Genomic DNA, 22602 nt, shown 5'->3' with positions numbered 1-22602 from the left:
GGGACCCGGCAGAAGGCCGGAAACTCGCGTTCTGCGTAAGGATTGTGTCGGCGCGCCAAGGATGATCTAATCCGGCGCCGCTGCACGATTTCTCAGGCTCCGGATGAGCGACGCCCCGACTTCCCTTTCCGGCATGACGCGACTCCGGAATTATTTTCTTACCGGAGTCGTGGTCTGTGCTCCGCTAGCAATAACGGCGTACCTGGCCTGGACCTTCATCCAGTGGGTAGATTCGTGGGTGAAGCCTTACATTCCGTCGCGCTATAACCCGGACAACTACCTGCCTTTCGCCGTACCGGGCTTCGGCCTAATCGTGGCGCTCTTTCTGATCACCCTCGTAGGCTTCATGACGGCCAACATCATCGGCCGTTCCATCGTCCAGTTCGGCGAGCGGCTCCTCAACCGCATGCCGCTGGTCCGCACAATCTACAGCGGTCTGAAGCAGATATTCGAGACCATCCTCGCCAACCGGTCGGAGCTCTTCAACAAGGTCGGTTTGTTCGAGTACCCGCGCCGGGGCGCCTGGTCGATCGTCTTCATCGCCAAGCAGCAGGAGACGGAGATCAACCATGCGCTGGCGCCGCGGCACGGCAGGACGATTGCCGTTTTCCGGCCGATCAGCCCGAACGTGACCACGGGCTATCTGCTCTATGCCCCCGAGGAGGACGTCATTCCGCTCGACATGAGCGTGGAGGATGCCGCCAAGCTTTTGATCTCCGGCGGCTTGGTCGCGCCCGAGCCGCAGGCCAAGATCACGTCGCTTGCGGAGGAGGCAATGGCGAAGCGCAAGCGGGGAAGCTGACCACTACCCCGCCCTGAGCAGGCGCACGGCCTCGTCCTTGCCGAACAGGTAAAGCAGCGCGCGGATCGCCTGGCCTCGCTCGGATTTCAGCTCGGGATCGCGCGCCAGCAGCAGCCGAGCATCCTGCCGCGCCGTCTCCAAAAGATCGGCGTGGAATTCCAGACGCGCCACCTGGAACCCCGGCGTGCCGGATTGTTTGGTCCCCAGCAGTTCGCCTTCGCCGCGCAGCTTCAGGTCTTCCTCGGCGATCCGGAAACCGTCCTGGGATTCGCGCATCACCGAAAGCCGTGCGGTCGCGGTTTCGCTCAGCGGAGGCTTGTAGAGGAGCACGCAGGTGGAGGACTTCGAGCCGCGCCCGACCCGGCCGCGCAACTGGTGCAATTGTGCCAGCCCAAAGCGCTCGGCATGCTCGATCACGATGATGGTCGCGTCAGGCACGTCGACGCCGACCTCGACCACCGTGGTTGCGACGAGCACGCGCGTCTCGCCCTCCTTGAAGGCGCGCATTACCTCGTCCTTGTCTCGGCCCGACATGCGGCCATGGACAAGACCTACCCTGTCGCCGAAGCGGGATTGGAGCGCCGCATGACGCTCTTCCGCCGAGGCGAGCTTTGCCTCCTCCGACTCTTCGACGAGCGGGCAGATCCAGTAGACTTTTTGCCCTTCGGCGACCGCGTCCGATATGCGACCGACGAGTTCTTCATAGCGGTCGAACGGCAGGCTGACGGTGCGGATGGGGCGACGGCCGGCCGGCTTCTCGGTCAGCTTGGAGACATCCATGTCGCCGAAGGCGGTAAGCACCAGCGTCCTCGGGATCGGCGTCGCGGTCATGACCAGCATGTCGGGGGCTTCGCCTTTCGCGGTGATCGCCAGTCTCTGGTGCACGCCGAAGCGATGCTGCTCGTCGACGATCGCGAGCGCGAGATCGCGGAACTGCACGCTCTCCTGAAACAGAGCGTGCGTCCCGACCACCAGGTCGATCGCTCCGGATTCGAGCGCTTGGAGTATGGCCGTGCGCTCGCGGCCTTTCTCGCGGCCGGTGAGGATGGCAACCGACAGCCCGGCCTTCGACGCCAGCGGCTCTATGGTCGAAAAATGCTGGCGCGCCAGGATTTCGGTTGGCGCCATTAGCGCGGCCTGTCCGCCCGCCTCGATCGCGCGCGTCATTGCCAAAAGGGCGACCACGGTCTTGCCCGATCCGACGTCGCCCTGCAGCAGCCTCAGCATGCGGTCGGGCTTCGCCATGTCGGCGTCGATCTCCGAAAGCGCACTCTCCTGGGATGCCGTAAGGCGATAGGGCAGGGCGGCACGGATTGCAGCGATTCGCGTACCGTCACCGATGAGCGGCCGACCGGCCCGCTTGCTCACCTTCGCCCGCACCAGGGCCAGAGATACCTGTCCGGCGAGGATCTCGTCATAGGCGAGACGCCGCCAGGCAACCGCTTCCGGCGAGACGTCGATCGGGTCGGCCGGATTGTGAATTCGGCGTAGCGCGCCAGCGAAGTCGGGACAGGTCTGGCGCCGCAGGAACTCAGGATCCTGCCATTCCGGCCATTGCGGCATTCTCGCCAGCGCCTGCCCGATCGCGCGACGCAAGACCTTGGCGTGCAGACCGGCGGTGAGCGGGTAGACCGGTTCGACCAGGGGGAGGGAGTCCACGTCCTCGGCCGAAGCTATGTGGTCCGGATGGACCATGGACGGTCGGCCGTTGAACCACTCCATGCGCCCGCTGACGACGACCTGGCGCCCAACCGGCAGGCTGCGTTCCAGCCAGGCGGCGTTGGCGTGGAAGAAGGTCACCGCCATCTCGCCCGTGTCGTCGTGCACGAACACCCGGTAAGGGACCGAGCGATTGCCTCTCGGCGGCGGCTGGTGGCGGTCGACGCGCACGTCAAGCGTTACGATCGCGCCCTCGGCTGCGAGCGCGATCCCGGGCCGGTTGCGCCGGTCGATCACCGAGTGCGGCAGCACGAACAGGAGGTCGCCGGCCCGCGCGTTCCTGGCCGAGAGGTCGGCCGGGACGACCTTCTCGATCATGGTGGCGATCTTCGGCCCGACCCCGTCCAGCGAGGTGATCGGCACGAACAGCGGATCGAGCAGGGACGGGCGCATCGTCAGCGGCAACCCGTCGGGAAGTAGTGGCGTGAAGCAGGTGCGGTCGTCATGTCGAAGAGTCCATACATCTCACGCGAGCATGACACCATCGCCCGGTGGCGCTATATGCCGCGCAAACGGAGCAGGGAATGACCGGAACCACGCGATCGACGGACGGCCTGGACGCCAGGCGGCGCAAGCTCCTGTTCCGCTCATGGCATCGCGGGATGCGCGAGGTCGACCTGATCCTCGGCAGCTTTGTCGATGCAACAATCGACGTCTTGACCGACGCGGAACTCGAACAATATGAAAGCTTGCTCGAAGTTCCCGACACCATTCTCCTGCCCTGGCTGACCGGTGAGCAGCCGATACCAGAGCGGGAGCAATCCACGATTCTCCAACAGATCATCGCCTTCCGACGCGCGATGACGTTCTGAAGCTGAATTCATGTCGCTCATTCCTACGCTCGGCCTGCGCAAGGACCGCACTGGGCCCGTGCTCATCGATGAAGTCGCCGAAGGCTACGAGGCGTTCGCGCTGGCAAAGCTGTCGTCGGAGGCCGCACCCGACGGACCGGTTGTTTTCGTCGCGCGCGACGGGCAGCGCCTTCCGGCCATAGCGGACGCGCTTGCCTTCGTCGCGCCCGACCTGCCGCAACTGGAACTGCCCGCCTGGGACTGCCTGCCCTACGATCGCGTCTCGCCCGGCGCCGATGCCGTGGCGCGGCGCGTCGAGGCGATGGCCGGCATGATCGCGCTCGCAGAGAAGCCACATCGCGCCGTTGTGCTCACCACGGTCAGGGCGTTGATGCAGCGGATGCCGCCGCGCGCGTTGATCGAGGCGCAGACCTTCCGTTCCCGCACCGGCAATCAGGTCGACATGAAGACGCTGATCGAGCGGCTGGAGAACTCCGGCTTCGACCGCGTTGCGACCGTCCGCGAAGTCGGCGAATACGCTGTGCGCGGCGGCATCGTCGATCTGTTCGCGCCGGGCGGCGCGGAGGCGCTGCGGCTCGACTTCTTCGGCGACACGCTCGATTCGATTCGCGCCTTCGACGTGGCGACGCAGCGCACGACCGGCCAGCGAAATGAGCTCACGCTGCAGGCGATGAGCGAGGTCGCGCTGACGCCCGACACGATCGCCCGCTTCCGCCGCAGCTACATCGAGGCGTTCGGAGCGCCCAACCGCGATGACGCCCTCTATGCGGCGGTGTCGGAGGGCCGGCGTTTTGCCGGCATGGAGCACTGGCTGCCGTTCTTCTACGACGGTCTGGAAACGCTGTTCGACTACCTGCCGACCGCTCCCTTCGTCCTCGACCATCTGGCGCCGGAGGCGATGGCCGAACGCCACGCCCAGATCGAGGATCACTACCAGGCGCGCCGGCAACAGGCCGGCAGCGCTCTGAAGGACGCGGTTCCCTATCGACCGGTAGCGCCATCGGCCATGTACCTGTCGCCGGAGGACGTCGCCCCTGGGTTGCAGGACCGGCTATCGGCGGAGTTCTCCCCCTTCGACGCGCCGGAGACGAGCGGGCGCCAGCTTCTGCATGCCGGGTCAAAGACTGGCAGGGGTTTTGAGCTTGAACGCGCCGACCCGGCCGTCAACGTCTTCAACGCTGCCGTCGACCACATCGCCTCGCTGCGCGCCGACAAGCGAAAGGTGGTCGTCGCCGGCTGGACGGAAGGTTCGCTCGGGCGCCTTTCGCAGATTCTTGGCGAGCACGGACTGGGCAATCTGAAGCCGGTCGCCACGCTGGCCGAGGTCGAGAAACTCGGCCCCGGCCAAGCCGGCCTGACGGTGCTGCCCATCGAGGCCGGCTTCGTCACCGAAAAACTCGCCGTCATCGCCGAGCAGGACATCCTCGGCGACCGCCTGGTCCGCCGCTCGAAGCGCAAGAAGGCGGCCGACTTCATCTCCGAAGCCGCATCGCTTTCGACCGGCGACATCGTCGTCCACGCCGAGCATGGAATCGGGCGTTTTGTCGGGCTCAAGACCATCGAGGCGCTCGGAGCCCCACACGACTGCCTCGAAATTCGCTATTCCGGCGACGACCGTCTGTTCCTGCCGGTCGAGAACATCGAGCTGTTGTCGCGCTACGGCTCCGATTCCGCCGATGTGGCGCTGGACAAGCTCGGTGGCGGCGCCTGGCAGGCGCGCAAGGCCAAGCTCAAGCGGCGACTGCTGGAGATGGCGGACCAGTTGATCCAACTCGCGGCCGAGCGGCAGTTGCGCGGCGCGCCGGTGATCATGCCTCCGGACGGCGTCTATGGCGAATTCGCCGCGCGGTTCCCCTACGAGGAGACAGAGGACCAGCAGCGCGCCATCGACTCGGTAATGGAGGACCTCTCCGCCGGCCGCCCGATGGATCGGCTGATCTGCGGCGACGTCGGCTTCGGCAAGACAGAGGTGGCGCTGCGGGCGGCCTTCCTCGCGGCCTTGGAGGGCTTTCAGGTGGCCGTTGTCGTGCCGACGACGCTGCTGGCGCGCCAGCACTACAGCACCTTCGCCAAACGCTTCGCCGGCCTACCGGTGAAAGTTCGCCAGGCCTCGCGCATGGTCACCGCCAAGGAGTTGGCCGAGACCAAGAAGGGTATCAGCGACGGTACGGTCGACATCGTGGTCGGCACGCACGCGCTGCTCGGCTCGGGCGTTTCCTTCAAGAACCTCGGCCTACTGATCATCGACGAGGAGCAGCACTTCGGCGTCAAGCACAAGGAGCGCCTGAAGGAGTTGAAGAGCGACGTGCACGTGCTCACGCTCTCGGCCACGCCGATCCCGCGCACGCTGCAACTGGCGCTCACGGGGGTGCGCGAGTTGTCGCTGATCGCCACGCCGCCAGTCGACCGCCTCGCCGTGCGCACTTTCATCTCGCCGTTCGACCCGCTGGTCATCCGCGAGACGCTGCTGCGCGAACGCTATCGCGGCGGCCAGAGCTTTTACGTCGTGCCGCGCATCGCCGATCTCTCCGAGGTGAAGGATTTCCTGCACGAGCAGGTGCCGGAACTGAAGGTAGCGGTCGCGCACGGGCAGATGCCGGCCGGCGAGCTCGACGACGTCATGAACGCCTTCTACGACGGGCAGTATGACGTGCTGCTCTCGACCACGATTGTCGAATCCGGGCTGGACATCCCGACGGCCAACACGCTGGTCGTTCACCGAGCCGACATGTTCGGCCTGGCGCAGCTCTATCAGCTTCGCGGCCGCGTGGGACGCTCGAAGACCCGCGCCTATGCGCTGTTCACGCTACCGGCGAACCGCAAGCTGACGGACACGGCCGACCGGCGCCTGAAGGTGCTGCAATCGCTCGACACGCTCGGCGCCGGCTTCCAACTCGCGAGCCACGACCTCGATATCCGCGGCGCAGGCAATCTGCTCGGCGAAGAGCAGTCCGGCCACATCAAGGAAGTGGGCTTCGAGCTCTACCAGCAGATGCTGGAAGAGGCCGTGGCCGAGGTGCGAGGCACCGCGCCGGTGTCGGACGGCGACTGGTCGCCGCAGATCGGCGTCGGCACTGCCGTTATGATCCCCGAGGATTTCGTGCCCGACTTGCAGCTGCGGCTGGCGCTTTACCGCCGCATGGCCGATCTCGAGACCACCGAGGACATCGACGCATTCGCCGCCGAACTCATCGACCGCTTCGGGCCGCTGCCGACGGAGGTCGAGCACCTGCTGAAGATCGTCTTCATCAAGAGCCTGTGCCGCAAGGCGAATGTCGAGAAGCTGGACGCCGGCCCCAAAGGCGCGGTCATCCAGTTCCGCAAGCGGGAGTTCCCGAATCCGGCGGGGCTGGTGCGCTACATCGGCGAGCAGGGATCGATGGCGAAGATCCGGCCGGACCACAGCATCGTCTTCATCCGCGACTGGCCGAACCCCGAGAAGCGGCTTTCGGGTGCTGCAGTCGTCATGACGCAGTTGGCGCGGATGGTCGACAAGGCGGCGTGATCGCGGATCGTGCGTTGGCGCCGACTGCGGCCGCCTTGCCGATGCCGCGGCGGCCCGTTAACACTGCCGGCGGGCGGACAACAGCCAGAGCACTTTCCTGAATGCCGAGCCACCTCTGCCGGGTCATCCTGGCTCTGATCTTCTTGAGTTTGTCGGCGCTTGCGCCGCTGCCGTCCTATGCGCAGGCGCCGGACGATCGAGCCTCGCCATTGGTCGAGGAGCAGCGCGACGTGCTCAAGCGCCTGCAATCCCGCACCGAGCAACTCGAGAAGAGCATGCGGGAGTTCTCGGAGGACGACCTGCGGCTCGCGGAGACCAGGCTGCAATTGGAGGAGGTCGGCCGCGAACTGATCGTCGGCAGCACCGCGTTCCGGCCCCGTCTCGCCGAGATCAATGACCGCCTGGAACAGCTCGGTCCACCTCCCGCATCGGGGGCTCCCCCTGAATCGGAGATCATCAAGGCGGAACGGGCGGCGCTGGCCGCGGAAAAATCCGAGATCAATGCGACGCTCGGCACTGCCGAGGATCTCTCGATCCGCGTGAACAACCTGGTTTCGCGTGTAGCCGACCTACGCCGCGAACTGTTTTCGAAACTGCTTACGAAGCGCTACGAGATCAATCTCGACCTTGCCGGCCAGGTGGTCGTCGCCTTCGAAAACACCGCCTACGATTTCTGGCGATCGATCTCGGCGTGGCTGCGCTTCGTTTTCAATTTCAAGCTGAGCTCCGTGCTGACCGCAGCGTTCTTCGCACTGGTTGCGGCTGCGGTTCTGATGATCGGCGGACGCCGCCTGTTCGGCCATCTCATCGGCGCCGACCCGGAACAGAGGGAGCCGACCTATCTCAGCCGGCTCTCCGTGGCGTTCTGGTCGACGCTGCTGCCATCTGCGGCGCTCGGCGTCTTCCTTGGCGCGACCTACTTCTTCTTCGACTATTTCGGCGTGCTGCGCGGCGACATCGGCAGCATGCTTGCCGCGCTCTTCGCCGTCATCGGACTGGTCTTCTTCGTCCATCGTCTCGGCGGCGCGGTGCTGTCGCCGCGCCTGCCGGAGTGGAGGCTTATCCCCGTCCGCTCGGGCGCTGCCACCAAGCTGCTCTGGATCATGTCCGCGGTCGCAGCCTTCAGCGGCGTCGATTTCCTTCTGGTCAACATCTACGAGGCGCTCGATGCCCCGCTGGCGCTCACGGTCGGCGAGGCGCTGATCGCAACGGTGCTGATCGGCGTACTGGTCGCGGCCGGCGGTCTGGTGAAACCGTTCCGCGACCAGGACGGCAGGCCGCGTCCCTGGCCGCTTTTGGTGCGCTGCTTCCTCTATCTGCTCGGGGTGGTGACGATCATTGCGGCCCTGCTCGGCTACATCGGTCTCGCTCGGTTCATCTCGCAGCAGATCGTCTGGACTGGCGCGCTCCTGGTGACGATGTATATCGGCTTCCTCTCCTCACGGGCGGTGTCCGAGGAGGGAGCTTTCGCCAAAACCCGCGTCGGCAAGCGCTTTAAGCGATGGCTCAATCTCGATGAGACCGGACTCGACCAGCTAGGGCTCGCTGCCAGCCTCCTGATAAACATCATAGTCGTGATCCTCGGCCTGCCGCTGATCCTGCTGCAATGGGGATTCCAGCCCGGCGACATGATGGCCTGGGTGCGCAAGGTCGCCACCGGCGTCCAGATCGGCTCCTTCACGCTGTCGCTCACCGGGCTGCTCTGGGGCGTGCTGGTATTCGTCATCGGCTACTTCCTGACCCGCTGGTTCCAGCGGTGGCTGGACGGCTCGGTCATGGCCCGGGGTCGCGTCGACCTGGGAGTGCGCAATTCGATCCGGACTGTGGTCGGCTACGCGGGCCTGGCGCTGGCGGCCCTCGTCTCTGTGTCGGCGGCGGGCATAGACCTCTCCAATATCGCGCTGATCGCCGGTGGCCTTTCGCTCGGTATCGGTTTCGGCCTGCAGAATGTGGTGTCGAACTTCGTCTCCGGACTGATCCTGTTGGTCGAGCGGCCGTTCAAGGCGGGCGACTGGATCGTCGCCGGTCAGGTCTCGGGCACCGTGAGGAAGATCAGTGTGCGCGCCACCGAGATCGAGACCGGACAGCGCCAGACGGTGATCCTGCCGAACTCGGAGCTCATCAACAGCGCCGTCGGCAACTGGACGCATCGCAACAAGATCGGCCGGATCGAGGTGCCGGTCGCGGTCGCATACGGCACCGACGCTCGCACGGTCTATGCTCTCCTTTTGGAGATCGTCCAGAGCCACCCTGCGGTTCTGAAGAATCCCGAGCCATTCGTGTCGTTTGTGAGCTTTGGCGAGACTGCAATGAACTTCGAGGCGCAGGCATTTCTGCCGGACGTGACCGCGGGAGGCGGCGTTCGCAACGATCTGCGCTTTGCTATTCTCGACGCGTTCGAGCGCGAAGGCATCCAAATGCCTTTCCCGCAGAAGCAGGTCCGGGTCTGGGAAGAGCACGAGAAACGGCAATGGCAGGCGGATGACGACCGCGCCCATGCCGAACTCGAAGCGACCGTTGAGCGGCGCGAAGAGGCGCTGAAGGAAGTGGAGGAACGCGGGAGGCTGCTCGGCCGCAAGCGTCGCAAGCGCGGTACGGAACCGGTCGACGAGACGTCCGACAGCTGAACGGGCCGTTCAGTTGGCATTCAGCTACATTGCCCTATAAAGCTTCGTGCAACGGGCAGGGGCCCGCTCAACCAGAGGCGGTGGAGACACCGGTAAGTCATGAGGAACCTCTTCGTCGCTGCGCTTTGCCTGTTCGCGGGCTCAGGAGCGGCGCATGCCGCGAGCGCGATCAATCTCGACACTGAGGTGCGGACGCTCATCGTCACGGAGGGCGGAGCGCGCAGCGAACTGGCGATCGCGGCCGGAGAGACGGTCGAGTTCTGCGCGTCGGGCTGCTTCGTGACGATGCCAAACGGCGACCGTGAGGCGCTGACCGGATCGGAGACGCTCGAGATCTCTGGCGGAGCGGCGCGCATCAAGTAAGCGCTTCCTGTCACAAGCAGATGTGAGGCAGGGCCGGGCAAATTGCTCGGCCTTTTATCTTTTCCGATTCCCGCAGCTTAACCCTGTTCATGAAAGCTGTTGCTTCAGTGGTCTTGAGGGACACCTGAATTAACCGTGCTTAACCGTCGTTCCGCTACGACCGGCCTCAAGACGCGACCAAAGGCGTCAATCAGGCAGGCGCGGAAACTGAAGGCATGGACGTCCGGTCCGACAACAATGCGGTTCCTCTTGCCGTCGATCTCGACGGCACGCTGATCGCAACCGATCTTCTGTGGGAAGGACTGTTCCTGCTGCTGCGGAAGAACCCGCTGCTCTTCTTCCTCGTGCCGTTCTGGCTGCTGAAGGGCCCCGCCTCGCTGAAGTGCGAGATCGCCCGGCGCATCGAGATCGACCCAGCCGCGCTGCCCTATCGCAAGGAAGTGCTCGACAGGCTGCATGCCGAACATGCCGGCGGGCGCAAGCTGATCCTGGCGACCGGCACGCCGCGCAAATTCGCGGAAGCAATCGCGGTGCATCTCGGCGTATTCGACGCGGTGCTGGCGACTGACGGACGCGAGAACTTCACCGCCCGGGTGAAGCGCGCCGCGCTGGTGAAGGCCTATGGTGACGGCGGCTTCGACTATTTCGGCAACAGCCGGCATGACCTGCACATCTTCGACGCCGCCCGGCAGGCGACCGTCGTGGCGCCGGACCGCAGCGCCGCCCGGTGGCGTGCCGAGCATGGCTGCGCTGAGATCGAGACCCCGAAGCCGACCCTTCGGACCATCCTCAAGATGCTGCGCGTGCATCAATGGCTGAAGAACGGGCTGATCGCGGTCCCGATGGTGCTCTCGCACGAATACTTCAACGTCGGGATGCTGCTGTCCTGCCTCGTGGCGTTCATCGCCTTCAGTACTGCGGCATCGGCTATCTACATCCTCAACGACTTCTTCGACCTTGCGCTCGACCGCCGCCACCCGACCAAGCGCCACCGGCCATTCGCCAGCGGCATACTGTCGATGCGGTTCGGCATCTTATCGATGTTTGCGCTACTCGCGGTCAGCTTCGCTGCCGTCGCTTTCCTGCCGCCGCTCTTCTGGGCGGTCCTTCTCGGCTATCTCTTGGCGACGACCGCCTATTCGCTGTCGATCAAGCGGATGCTGCTGATCGACGTGCTGATGCTCGCCGGGCTCTACACGATGCGCCTACTGGCTGGGGCGGCAGCCACCAATATCGAGGTCTCCTTCTGGCTGCTTGCTTTCTCGAGCTTCTTCTTCCTGTCGCTGGCCTTGGTGAAGCGTTACGTCGAACTGCGCTCGTCGGCGCTGGTGCCCGGAGAGCGCATCGCCGGCCGCGGCTACCGGGCCGAGGACCAGGAAATCGTAGCACAGGCCGGCATGGCCTCGGCGTTCTCGGCGGCGCTGGTGCTGGCGCTCTACATCGACAGCGCTGCGGTCCGAGAGCTCTACCCGCATCCCTGGATGGTCTGGCCGCTCGCCCCGATCGTCCTCTATCTCATCATGCGTATCTGGATCCTGGCGCGCCGAGACGAACTCCACGACGACCCGGTGGTCTTCATCGTCAGCGACTGGCGCAGCCAGATCGTCGTGCTGATCGGCGCGGTCATGCTGGTCGTAGCGGGGTTCGTGCAATGAAGCTGGCGCGTGGAAGCTTCGGTCGCACGACGCCGCCCAGCCAGCGCGCCATGGAGGCCGGCGAGGCGATTGCGCTGATGAAGAGCGGCCGTGCCGGGCCGGCAATGATCCTGCCCTATGGCAACGGCCGCTCCTATGGCGACAGCTGTCAGACCGAGCGCGGCATCCTTGCTGACATGCGCTCGCTCAACCGCATCATCGCCTTTGATACTGAATCGGGACTGCTCACGGCAGAGGCCGGCGTGCTGCTCTCCGACATCATCGCCAAGGCGGCACCGCACGGCTTCTTTCCGCCGGTGGTGCCCGGGACGCAGTTCGTGACGCTCGGCGGCGCAATCGCCAATGACGTGCACGGCAAGAACCATCATCGGCGCGGCACCTTCGGCTGCCATGTCGAACGCATCGATCTCCTGAAGTCGGACGGGCGCTCCTATGTCTGTACGTCCGGCTCGAACGCCCGTCTGTTCCAGGCGACGATCGGCGGCATGGGCCTGACGGGCCTGATTCTGTCGGCCACCATCCGCCTGATGCGCGTCCCTTCTTTGGACGTGGAGGAGACCGTCACGCCATTCGGCCGCCTCGACGAATACTTCGATCGTGCCGAGGAGGCGGACCGCGCGAACGAATACGCGGTCGCCTGGCTCGATCAACTGGCTGGCGGGAGGAATGCGGGGAGGGGCCTGCTGCTTGCCGGCAACCACCTTGAAGGCGGCTCGCAATCGGCAGGCCGGACTGGGCCAAAGCTGTCGGTGCCGTTCCAGCCGCCAATCAATCTGCTCAACCGGCCGTTCCTGACGGCCTTCAATGCCGCCTACCGATGGAGCCGCAGCCGGGGCGCGTCGACGCGGCGGACGGGCTATCAGGGGTTCTTCTTCCCACTCGACGGCGTCGCCAACTGGAACCGGCTCTATGGACCGAAGGGGCTCTTCCAGCACCAGTCCGTCATACCCTTCGAGGCTGCGAGGGAGACCATCCCGCTTCTGCTGCATACGACTCGTGAGGCGGGACAGGGCTCTTTCCTGACCGTGCTCAAGCGATTTGGCGACGTTCAGTCGCCGGCCATGCTGTCCTTCCCGCGGCCCGGCTACACGCTGACGCTGGACTTTCCCAACCGTGGCCAGCGCACCATGGCGCTGCTGAAGGAACTCGATGCGATCACTGTCGACGCCGGCGGGGGCGTCAATCCCTACAAGGACGCGCGAATGTCGCCGGGCACATTCGCCGTCGCCTTCCCGGACTGGCAGCGGCTCGAGTTCATGCGCGATCCCGCCTTCATGTCGAGTTTCTGGGAGCGCACTGCAATGCGGCTGAAGTCGCCGGAGCGGAGTGCTGCACGAGCGGCAGGGTAGAGGAAGACGCGCCGAAGGCCTGTTCTAGAGGATTTTATGCAAATACAGCGCCTGGTTTCACCAGATCTTTCCGGGCGCTCTGTATGACTGAGGCAAGAAAGCGAGTCCGATGAAATTCCTGCCCTTCATCCTGTTCACGGTGCTTACCAATGCAGCCGCGCAGCTCATGCTGAAGCAGGGCATGATGAATCTCGGGCCGCTGGCGGTGGACGGCGTCCATCCGATATTGCGCGTCCTGCAGATCGTGTTCAGCCCGTGGGTGTTCCTGGGGCTCTGCACCTTCGTCATCTCGATGGCCTCTCATCTCTATGTGCTGTCGAAGGTCGAGCTCTCCTTCGCTTATCCCTTCCTCAGCCTCGCCTACGTGGCGGTCGCGGTGTTCGCCTACTTCGTCTTCCGCGAGGATTTGAACGCCTGGCGCATCGCGGGCATCGCCTTCATCTGCGTGGGCACCGTGCTGATCGCGCAGGGCGGCGCCGGCCACGCGCAATCCTCCGCTTCCGAAAACCCAGTTCAGACCAGTGAGCTAGCCCGATGAGACAGATCATCTTCGGCGGCGACGGATTCGTCGGCCGCCATCTCGCGCCCAAGCTGCAGGCCGACGGCCACGAGGTCGTCGTCGCCGACATAGTCAAGAGCGACCTGCCGTCCTACCGCAGCGTGCGCTTCGTTCATTGCGACGTCACCGACCCGGCCTCAGTCGAGGCGGTCGGGATCAGGGCCGACGACATGGTCTACAACCTGTCGGCCAAGATGCTGTCGCCGATCCAGGTGCGCGCCAAGCGGCACGACTTTTTCTATCCGGTCAACTATCACGGCACCGAGCACATCATCCAGGCGATGGACCGGGCCGGCGCGCCGAAGCTGGTCCACTTCACCACGGACATGATCTACGGCCATACGGTGGTTTCTCCGATGACCGAAGATCACCCGGTCGCGCCGCTCGGCGAGTACGGTTTGTCCAAGTGGGAGACCGAGAAGCTTGCGGCACAGTGGCGCGAGCGCGGCATGCGCATCTCGCTGTTCAGGCCGCGCCTGATCATCGGCCCGGGACGACTCGGCATCCTCGAGAAGTTGTTCAAGCTGATCGATCTCAACCTGCCGGTGCCGATGATCGGGTCGGGCAGGAACCCCTATCAGTTCATCTCTGTGTTCGATTGCGCGGAAGCCGCGCGGGCGGCATTCAAGGCCGGCGTGCCGAACGAGGCCTACAACCTCGGCTCCCTCAATCCGCCGCCGGTGCGCAAGCTGCTCGGCGACCTCATCCGCCATGCGGGGTCGAAGTCGATCCTCCTGCCGACCCCCGGTTGGGCGGTGAAGCGCACGCTCGATCTGCTCGACCTAGTCAACATGCCGATCATGGACCCCGAGCAGTACCTGATCGCCGACGAGATGTGCGTGCTCGACGTCTCGAAGGGCGAGCGCCAACTCGGCTGGGTGCCGAAATATCGCGACGAGGACATGCTGATCGCCGCCTACAGCGAATACCGCGCCAAGAAGGACGGGCGCATGCCCGCCGCAACCCACGTTCCGGCCGAATAGGAGGTTTCGATGAATGCCATCACCATGCCGGAAGCGGCTGCTCGTCTCGCCACGACCGTCCCCGCGCCGCGGAAGATCGCGAAGCCGGCGCTGATCAGCGTCGAGGAAGCCAAGGCGATGGACCTCGCCAGGCTGACCGACCTGTTCAAGGCGCATCTCAATCCCGGCCAGCTCCATTTCATGAAGCTGCTCGGCTTCCACAAGGTGAAGATCGAGCGCGCCGAAGGCATGTACTACGTCGACCAGAAGGGCCGTAATATCCTCGATTTCTTTGGCGGCTTCGGTTCGTTGGCCTTCGGGCACAATCACCCGCGCATCCTGGAGGCCCGCAGAAAATTCCAGGAGGAGAAACGGCAGGAGATCGCGATCGCCTTCATGTCGCAATATGCGACCGCGCTCGCGCACAATCTGGCGCAGTGCTCGCCGGGCGAACTCGACATGGTGTTCCTCGGCTCGTCCGGCTCCGAGGCGATGGAAGCGGCGGTGAAGCTTGCCGAGCGCGCCGCCGGTTCGAAGCGGCCGAAGATCGTCTATGCCGAGAACTCATTCCACGGGAAGACCAAGGGCGTTCTTGCGATCACCGACGGCCAGCTCTACCGCGCCGACTTCAAGGTGGCCGACAACACCGTGCGCGTGCCGTTCGGGGATATTGCCGCGATCGAGCGCGTCTTCCGCACCGATCCCGAGATCGGCGTCATCGTGCTGGAGACGGTCCAGGGCGGTGGCGGCATCATCCAGGCGCCTGCCGAGTTCTGGCAGAAGCTGCGCGCGCTCTGCGACGAGTACGGCGTGCTCTGGGTCGCCGACGAGGTGCAGTGCGGCTACGGGCGCACCGGCCGCTTCTACGCCTTCGAGCACTACGGCGTGGTGCCGGACGTGACCGCGCTCGCCAAGTCGCTGGGCGGCGGCAAGGCGGCCGTCGGCGCCATGATCGCCAAGCGCGACGTGTACATGAGGGCCTACGGCACGCCGAAGACGGCGATGATCCACGCCATGGCGACCTTCGGCGGCATCGGCGAGGCCTGCGTGACCGCGATCGAGGGGCTAAACACGCTCTATGACGAGCACCTCATCGACAATGCCGGCGACACCGGTGCCTACCTGTTGAAGCGCCTCGAAGAGTTGAAGGAACGCCATCCCAAGATCATCAAGGATGTCCGCGGCAAGGGCCTGATGGTCGGCCTGGAGTTCCACGACTTCTCGCAGACCCTGCCGATGATGCTGAGGCCCATGGTCAGCATGCTGGACGACAAGCTGAAGGGCTCGCTGTCCGGCTTCGTGGGAGCGCTCTTGTTGCGCGATTACGACGTGCTGGTCGCCTTCACGGAATACAATCGCAACGTGATCAGGCTGGAGCCGCCGCTGATCTGCGGCAGAGAGCATGTCGACAGGTTCGTCACCGCGCTCGACGACCTGCTGTCGCGCGGCATCGTGGCGATCGTAATGGATTTTGTGAAGAGCCAGATGGGCTGAGGGACCGGCGTGGGGGCGCCGGATTGGGGGATAATGCATGATCAAGGGCGAACGCGCGCCCATCGCCTGGGCGCTGGATACCGGCATTGGCAGAGGCCTCGCACAGGCTGTCGTCAACCGGAGGCTGCTCGACTGGTTGGGCGGGGTCTTCTTCGCCTTCGTCTGCCTGTTCATCGCGGCTTACGCTCTGGTCAAGCCCGACTACAACTGGGACATGGTCGCCTATGTCGCGACCGCGCTGGAGGATCGCTACCAGGACTCGGCTGACCTCCATGCCGCCACCTGGAAGGTGATCTCGGAAAGCGCTCCGGAAGCGCAGCTCTACGAGATCCAGTACGGCAATCCCTACAACAAGCATCAGTGGGAAAACCCGGCCGACTTCCAGTCGCAGCTTTCCATGTACCGGGTGAAGGTCGGCTATGTCTGGCTGATGCGCGCCATGGAGCCGGTGGTCGGACTGGCGAATGCCGCTATCCTGCTCTCAGTCATCCCGTCGCTTCTGGTCGGCGCCCTGATGCTCTACTGGCTTGCCCGCGAGAACGCCCTGCAAGCAGGCTTCATCCTTGCGCCACTGCTTATGTTGGCAGACCAGGCGCAGATGACCTCGGCGGTCGTGCCCGATATGCTGCTGTCGCTGGTCTCCCTCGCCGCGCTCTACGCGTTCGTGCGCGGCCGCGAGGCGCTCGCCTGCGTGCTGTTGTTCGCCAGCGTCTTCGTGCGGCCGGACAACCTCATCCTGATCTTCGCCTTGTTGCTGACGGCCGTCATTTTCGGCTGGCGCGTGCTACCGATGCTCGCCACATTCCTTGCCTCGCTGCTGGCCTGCGTGGCGATCTCGAAATATGGCGGCCACCCCGGCTGGTGGGCGCACTTCTATTTCTCCTGCGTTAAGATCCAGAACTCGATGGCCGGCTTCCAGCCCGACTTCTCGCCGGTCGCGATGCTGCAGGGGTACATGCGCGGCGTCGTGGTGTCGCTGATCCACAACGACTGGGCGGCGCTGCTGGCGCTCTTCGTTGCCGGCTGGGCGCTGCTCAACCGCTACGGCCGGGCGGTCTCCTCACGCCAGAACGCTCTGCTCTTCGCGCTGGTGATCGGCACGATCGGCAAGTTCGCGAGCTTCCCGCTGCCGGACGACCGCTTCTACCACGTCTTTATTCTCGGCATGGCAGTGCTGCTGGTGACCATCTGGAAGCCGCGGTTCGATGCAGCGTTCAGCGTAAACATCATCCGCTCCAAGTAGGTGAGTGGCCGAAGAACTCCCTTCGCCCACTCCGAGGCCTTGGCGGGCCGAAGTTTCTATTTCCCCGCAGTCGCGGCCGCCATGCCCGAAACATCGGTCTGAGGCTTTATGTTGCCGACCATTAGGCGGATCTTCCAATCAGATCCTTCCTTTGCAAGCACCTGGGCGAAGTAGCCGCCGATTTCCTTGCCCTGGTTGGCCCCGGAGCCCTGGATCCGGTAGTCGCCAAAGAACCACACATTGTCCCCGGCGGGATGAGCCTCGATTGGCTTAATAGACTCGACGGTCCAGCCAGCCTTGAAACGGGCGTCGAAGACTTTCTCGATGTCTTTTCGATCCGTCAGCCTCGTCCCGACGGGAGTGAGATAGACGCCGTCCTTGGCGAAGAGATCGGCAATCCCGGCAGGCCTTGCCGCATTATACGCGGTCTGGAATTTGTTCATGATCTCGTCGGCGGCCTGGTGGGCCGCCGCATCGTTCAGCGTTGCGGCGTGAGATAGGGCCGGACCTGCGACACACAGGATTCCGAGCACGGACGCGGCGATAATGCGCACCATCGTAACCTCCTCGTGTGTGATCGATTAAAGGTCAGGCATTCGACTGCCGTCGATCCAAAGCGCTCCGGCTGTTGGGGTCTCAGCGGCGTCAGGTCGTGTCGAATGCGGACCAGTAGGAAGGATACACCACACTGGAGATAGCGTACAGGTTCGCAACTGGGGTCGCGGCATCAATTCTAGGATCTCTGAGGCCGCTTCGCGGCCCCTCCGCCTCGGCATGGCGACCTGCCACACCGGCACCGCCCCCCGGGTCGCGCCGCATTTCGGCGATGTCGCAAACAGGCTGCAATCGCTGCGCACCGCTCTATAGTGTGCCCGCGAAATCACCTCAGGATTGCGGGCAATGGCAGGGTTTCCGGAAAGAGCGAAGGTCGTCATCATCGGGCTTGGCGGCATCGTCGGCGCATCGGTTGCGCATCATCTGATCGAGCGCGGCTGGAACGACATCGTCGGCATTGACAAGTCGGGCATTCCCACCGACATCGGCTCGACCGCGCACGCCTCCGACTTCTGCTACATGACCAGCCACGACAACCTGTCGTGCTGGACTTCGCTCTATTCGCTCGAGTTCTTCGAAAAGATGGGCCACTATGCGCGCGTCGGCGGTCTCGAGGTCGCCCGCGTCGGCGACGACGCCCGCATGGACGAGATCAAGCGCAAGGTCGCCTCGGCCAAGGCGTTCGGCACGCGCGCCCGCCTGATCGGCCCGGCCGAGATCAAGGAGAAGTTTCCGCTCATCGAAGAGCACATGGTGCAGGGCGGCATGTGGGACCCTGATGCCGGCCTCGTCATCCCGCGCTCGCAAACCGTCGCCGGCAAGCTGGTCGACCAGGGCGTCGCCTCTGGCAAACTGCAGGCCTTCGCCAACACGGCCGCCAAGTCGCTCGTCATCGAGGACGGTCGCATCAAGGGCGTGGTGACCGATCGCGGCACGATCATGGCCGACTATGTCGTGGTCTGCGCGGGTCTCTGGGGCAGGCTGATCGCCCAGATGGCGGGCGAGGATCTGCCGGTCATGCCGGTCGACCATCCGCTCACCTTTTTCGGGCCGTACAACGAGTTCGAGGGCACAGGCAAGGAGATCGGCTGGCCGCTGCTGCGCGACCAGGGCAACTCCGCCTACATGCGCGACACCGGCGACCCCAAGACCGCCGAAGGCGGCCAGATCGAATGGGGCTATTACGAAGAGACGAACCCGCGGCTGGTCCATCCGCGCGAACTCCTCGAAAAGCACGAGGCGCGCCTGTCGCCCTCGCAGCGCGACCTCGACATGGAACAGATCCTCGAGCCGCTTGAGCGGGCGATCGAGTTGACACCGATCCTCGGCGAACTTGGCTACAACGAGAGCCATTCCTTCAACGGCCTGCTGCAGGTGACGACTGACGGCGGCCCCTCGGTGGGCGAAAGCCAGAAGGTTCGCGGCCTTTGGTACTGCGTCGCCATCTGGGTCAAGGACGGCCCCGGCTACGGCAAACTGCTGGCCGACTGGATGACCGACGGGCGCACGGCAATCGATCATGCCAGGATCGACTTCGCCCGATTCTACCCGCACCAGTTCGACGAGAAGGTGGTCGTGGGCCGCTGCGGCGAGGCCGCGCAAAAAATCTATACGCCGGCCGTTCATCCCCGCGAGCCTTATGCGACCGGACGCAACCTCAGGCGTTCCCCCTTCTACGACCGCGAGAAGGAACTCGGCGGCTACTTCATGGAACTTGGCGGTTGGGAGCGCGCCCACGGCTACGCCGCCAACGAGCATCTCCTGGAGAAGTATGGCGACCGCGTCCCGGTGCGCGAGAACGAGTGGGACAATCGCCACTTCTGGCGCGTCTCCAATGCCGAGCACCTTGCCATGAGCGAGGATTGCGGCATCGTGAACCTCTCGCACTTCGCCATGTTCGACGTCGAGGGCCCCGACCATGTCGCGCTGATGGAGTGGGTCTGCGCCGCCAAGATCGGCGGCGACGGCAACATCGGCAAGGGCATCTACACCCACTTCCTCGATGATGAGGGCATGGTGCGGGCCGATCTGACGGTCATCCGCATGGCCGACCGCTGCCGCGTCATCGACGGCGCCGACGCCGGCCCGCGGGACTTCCACTACCTGCGCCGCGTGGCCGAGGACAAAGGCTTCGACGTCACCATCACCGATGTGAGCGAGAAGTACATCACCATTGGCATCTGGGGGCCGAACGCCCGCACCACGCTGCAAAAGGTGGTGGAGAATCCGGATGGCCTCACGCACGAGAACTTCCCGTTCGCCGCGATCAAGCCGATCAGGATCGCCGGCAAGAACGTGACTGCCTTCCGCATCTCCTATGTCGGCGAGCAGGGCTGGGAACTGCACATGCGCTACGAGGACGGCCTGGCCGTCTGGGACGCGTTGCGCTCAACCGGCGTCATGGCCTTCGGCGTTGAGACCTATGCCAACAGCCGCCGCATGGAGAAGAGCCTGCGCCTGCAAAACGCGGACCTCTTGACCGAATACAATCTGATCGAGTCCGATCTGGCGCGTCCGAAGGTCAAGGAAGCTGACTTCCGCGGCAAGGCGAAACACCTGGAGTACAAGGCGCGGGAGCACCAGCCGGCCATGCTCTGCACCCTGGTGATGACGGACAATGTCGATTCTCAGGGCGTTGCCCGCTATCCGGTTGGCATCATGCCAGTGATGGATCCGGAGACCGGCGAGACGCTGGTGGACGAACTCGGCCGACGGTCCTACACGACCTCGGTGGCCTACGGCCCGACGATTGGCAAGAACATCGCGCTTGCCTACCTGCCCTGGTCCCACTGCCAGGTGGGACGGAAATTCATCGTGGAGTATTTCGGCGAGACTTATCCGGTCGAGGTCGCCGGCGTGGGTTACAAACCGCTCTACGACCCCGAGAACCTCAAGCCGCGGACTTGAGTCGCCGGTGTCCCTCCCCGTGAGGGGAGCGTCCGGCCGGAGGCGGTCGCGAAATCGTGAAGCGGAGGGGCCGGCGATTGCAGCCGGCCTTTCTTTTCAACGCGTCGCTTTCGGGTCACCTTGGCGGCCATGTCTCGTTGCTTTCGCGCCGGACGGTTCTTGGGGGTGGTTCCCTTCCTACTCGTAGGCTCGCCAATTCAAGCGCTGGCCGAGGAGCCGGTCGATGTCGAACTGGTGCTGGCCGTCGACGTATCGCTGTCGATGTCGCCGACTGAGCTCGAGATCCAGCGCATGGGATATGCCGCGGCGCTTACCGATCCGCAGGTCATCAATGCCATCGCGGACGGCGCTTACGGTAAGATCGCGGTGGCCTATTTCGAGTGGGCCGGTTCAACCACGCAGCGCCTGATCGTGCCCTGGACGATTGTCGCCTCGCACGATGATGCCGAGCGTGTCGCCGCGCAGTTGTCCGCCCAGCCCCCGAACAGTGCGCGCCGCACCTCGATTTCGGGTGCGCTGGACTTCGGCATGGACCTGCTGGCCGAAAGCCCCTTCCGCGGGACGAGGCGCGTGATCGACGTGTCGGGCGATGGACCCAACAACCAGGGTGCGCCCGTGGATGTCACACGCGAAGCCGTCATAGCGAGCGGCATCACGATCAACGGCCTGCCGCTGATGACCAACAGCGGGTTCACCAGCATCTATGACATGAAGGATCTCGACAGATATTACGCAGACTGCGTCATTGGCGGACCCGGAGCCTTCATGGTCCCGGTCAACGACTGGTCGCAGTTTCCGGAGGCAATCCGGCGCAAGCTCGTTTTGGAACTCGCCGGCAGTACCCCATCCAAGGAGAATGATCCGAACGCGCTGCCGGTGGTAATGGTGCAGTCAAAGGCGGGCTACGACTGTTTAGTCGGCGAGAAGATGTGGCGCGATCGCTCCTTCATGTGGGACTCCCGCTAGTGCACCGGCAAAGAAAAAGCCGGGCGCGGAGCCCGGCTTTTCCATGGATGTCTCTGTCAGGGCTCAGAACGAGACGCCGAGACCCATCTGGATGCGATGGTCCTTGGCGCTCACGTCGCGGTCGCCGCTGCCGGTGCTGAAGGTCTCGCTGCCATAATCGGTGTAGCGATACTCGACGCGGCCGAACACCTTCTCGGTGATCTTCATGTCCGCGCCGACGCCCGCGGTCCAGCCGAGCTGGGTGGCGGAGTCCTTCACGCCGCCTTCCTCGACGGACATGCGCTTGGCAGCACCACCGGCCGTCGCATAGGCGAGGAGGTCGGGGGTAATCGTGTAGCCGAGGCGGGCACGGGCAGACCCGTCCACGCCGGACTTGACGGTCGTGCCGGCATTGTCGCCCTTGACGCCGCTGTAGCCGACGTCGCCCTCGATGCCTGCGACGAAGCCGGTACCCGTGTCGAAGTTGTAGCCGGCGAAGCCGCCGCCGAGGAAGCCCTTCGTGCCGATGTCGTTACCGGCGGCCTCGTCCTCCGAGGTGCCGGAGAAGCCGTATCCGCCATAGACACCGACGTAAGGACCACCCCAGGTGGCCGCAACCGGCGGCTCTTCCATCGGCATGGCGGGCGCCGGAATGGCTTCGATAGCGTCCGCGGCATTGGCGGCGTTGATCCCCAGGAATGCGACGAGCCCCAGTGCCGTCGCGCTCAGCAGCGAAAAATTCGTTGTTTTGGCTGACATGCTTTTTCTCTCTCCTTAGCCACAGGATACTCGGGTACGCCGTGGTAACTTCCAATAAGCCGAGCCCGGTGGGAGAACCGGTCCCGGCTCGACGGGGTGCAATCTGGGTGCCAATTGGGGCCGCAACGTACCATCTTTTTGATGTTTCCCCGGCTGCAATGCGGCTGAAAAGAGGCGTTGCTGGTTTGCAACAGAAGGTACCTTTCGAGGACGAAAACAAGGTCAGAAGCCCATTTGGCGCAAGGCTTTGGGACGCCTATATTGATGGTCTCGCAGGGGTGTCGCTGGCCATTTTCGGCGTCGTTTCGGGTGTGTTTGGCCACATTCCTGCCTGACCTGCGAACTG

Annotated in this window: 15 protein-coding genes and 1 pseudogene; 13 read left to right on the top strand and 3 right to left on the bottom strand. The window is 64.4% G+C overall.

Going from position 1 to position 22602, the window contains the following annotated elements:
- The first annotated feature begins 103 nt into the window (after nt 1-103).
- Nucleotides 104-854 (top strand): annotated as a pseudogene (locus tag HUI96_RS22115) (DUF502 domain-containing protein).
- On the opposite strand, the gene recG reads toward HUI96_RS22115, so the two are convergent.
- Complete coding sequence (gene recG, locus HUI96_RS22110; RefSeq protein ID WP_188256875.1) at nt 806-2914, bottom strand: ATP-dependent DNA helicase RecG; 2109 nt, start codon at nt 2912-2914, stop codon at nt 806-808. The pseudogene HUI96_RS22115 and the gene recG sit on opposite strands and share 49 nt — an antisense overlap.
- 131 nt (nt 2915-3045) lie before the next feature.
- On the opposite strand from recG, the gene HUI96_RS22105 reads away from it, so the two are divergent.
- The 10 genes from HUI96_RS22105 (at nt 3046) to HUI96_RS22060 (ending at nt 17090) form a co-directional block, all read left to right on the top strand.
- Nucleotides 3046-3333, top strand: a complete 288-nt coding sequence (locus HUI96_RS22105) for a succinate dehydrogenase assembly factor 2 (RefSeq protein ID WP_188256874.1) — start codon at nt 3046-3048, stop codon at nt 3331-3333.
- A 10-nt stretch (nt 3334-3343) separates the two neighbouring features.
- Nucleotides 3344-6838: a transcription-repair coupling factor gene (mfd, locus tag HUI96_RS22100; RefSeq protein WP_188256873.1), complete on the top strand. Its 3495-nt coding sequence runs from the start codon at nt 3344-3346 to the stop codon at nt 6836-6838.
- Nucleotides 6839-6939: 101 nt separating this feature from the next.
- Nucleotides 6940-9465, top strand: a complete 2526-nt coding sequence (locus tag HUI96_RS22095) for a mechanosensitive ion channel family protein (RefSeq protein WP_188256872.1) — start codon at nt 6940-6942, stop codon at nt 9463-9465.
- Nucleotides 9466-9564: 99 nt separating this feature from the next.
- A complete protein-coding gene (locus tag HUI96_RS22090) occupies nt 9565-9828 on the top strand; it encodes a hypothetical protein (RefSeq protein ID WP_188256871.1) in 264 nt (87 codons plus the stop codon).
- Nucleotides 9829-10043: 215 nt separating this feature from the next.
- A complete protein-coding gene (locus tag HUI96_RS22085; protein WP_188256870.1) occupies nt 10044-11483 on the top strand; it encodes a UbiA family prenyltransferase in 1440 nt (479 codons plus the stop codon).
- Nucleotides 11480-12832 carry an FAD-binding oxidoreductase gene (locus HUI96_RS22080; protein ID WP_188256869.1) on the top strand — a complete coding sequence of 451 codons (1353 nt, stop codon included), beginning with the start codon at nt 11480-11482 and terminating at the stop codon, nt 12830-12832. The genes HUI96_RS22085 and HUI96_RS22080 overlap by 4 nt, the downstream gene beginning before the upstream one ends.
- Nucleotides 12833-12941: 109 nt before the next feature.
- Nucleotides 12942-13370 carry an EamA family transporter gene (locus HUI96_RS22075; RefSeq protein WP_188256868.1) on the top strand — a complete coding sequence of 143 codons (429 nt, stop codon included), beginning with the start codon at nt 12942-12944 and terminating at the stop codon, nt 13368-13370.
- Nucleotides 13367-14374 (top strand): NAD-dependent epimerase/dehydratase family protein, encoded by a 1008-nt coding sequence (locus HUI96_RS22070; protein WP_188256867.1) that lies wholly within the window; start codon nt 13367-13369, stop codon nt 14372-14374. Before HUI96_RS22075 ends, HUI96_RS22070 begins: the two co-directional genes overlap by 4 nt.
- A 24-nt stretch (nt 14375-14398) precedes the next feature.
- Nucleotides 14399-15847, top strand: a complete 1449-nt coding sequence (locus HUI96_RS22065; RefSeq protein ID WP_188257011.1) for an aspartate aminotransferase family protein — start codon at nt 14399-14401, stop codon at nt 15845-15847.
- 37 nt (nt 15848-15884) lie between these two features.
- Nucleotides 15885-17090 (top strand): tail fiber protein, encoded by a 1206-nt coding sequence (locus HUI96_RS22060; protein WP_188256866.1) that lies wholly within the window; start codon nt 15885-15887, stop codon nt 17088-17090.
- Nucleotides 17091-17146: 56 nt separating this feature from the next.
- Here the strand turns inward: HUI96_RS22060 and HUI96_RS22055 are convergent, their stop codons facing one another.
- Nucleotides 17147-17647, bottom strand: coding sequence for a YybH family protein (locus HUI96_RS22055; protein WP_188256865.1), 501 nt, complete (start codon nt 17645-17647; stop codon nt 17147-17149).
- Between the two features lie 343 nt (nt 17648-17990).
- Between HUI96_RS22055 and HUI96_RS22050 the strand changes: the two genes are divergently transcribed.
- On the top strand, nt 17991-20552 hold the full coding sequence (locus tag HUI96_RS22050; RefSeq protein ID WP_188256864.1) for a GcvT family protein: 2562 nt from the start codon (nt 17991-17993) through the stop codon (nt 20550-20552).
- Between the two features lie 129 nt (nt 20553-20681).
- Nucleotides 20682-21518 carry a DUF1194 domain-containing protein gene (locus HUI96_RS22045; RefSeq protein WP_188256863.1) on the top strand — a complete coding sequence of 279 codons (837 nt, stop codon included), beginning with the start codon at nt 20682-20684 and terminating at the stop codon, nt 21516-21518.
- 63 nt (nt 21519-21581) lie between these two features.
- Here HUI96_RS22045 and HUI96_RS22040 read toward each other — a convergent pair whose 3' ends face one another.
- Nucleotides 21582-22256 (bottom strand): outer membrane protein, encoded by a 675-nt coding sequence (locus HUI96_RS22040; protein ID WP_188256862.1) that lies wholly within the window; start codon nt 22254-22256, stop codon nt 21582-21584.
- Nucleotides 22257-22602: the final 346 nt, after the last annotated feature.

Origin of the sequence: Pseudaminobacter soli (ex Zhang et al. 2022) (assembly GCF_014595955.1) — a bacterium.
Taxonomy (GTDB): Bacteria; Pseudomonadota; Alphaproteobacteria; order Rhizobiales; family Rhizobiaceae; genus Kumtagia; species Kumtagia pseudosoli.
This window is presented reverse-complemented; position numbering and strand designations above follow the sequence as displayed.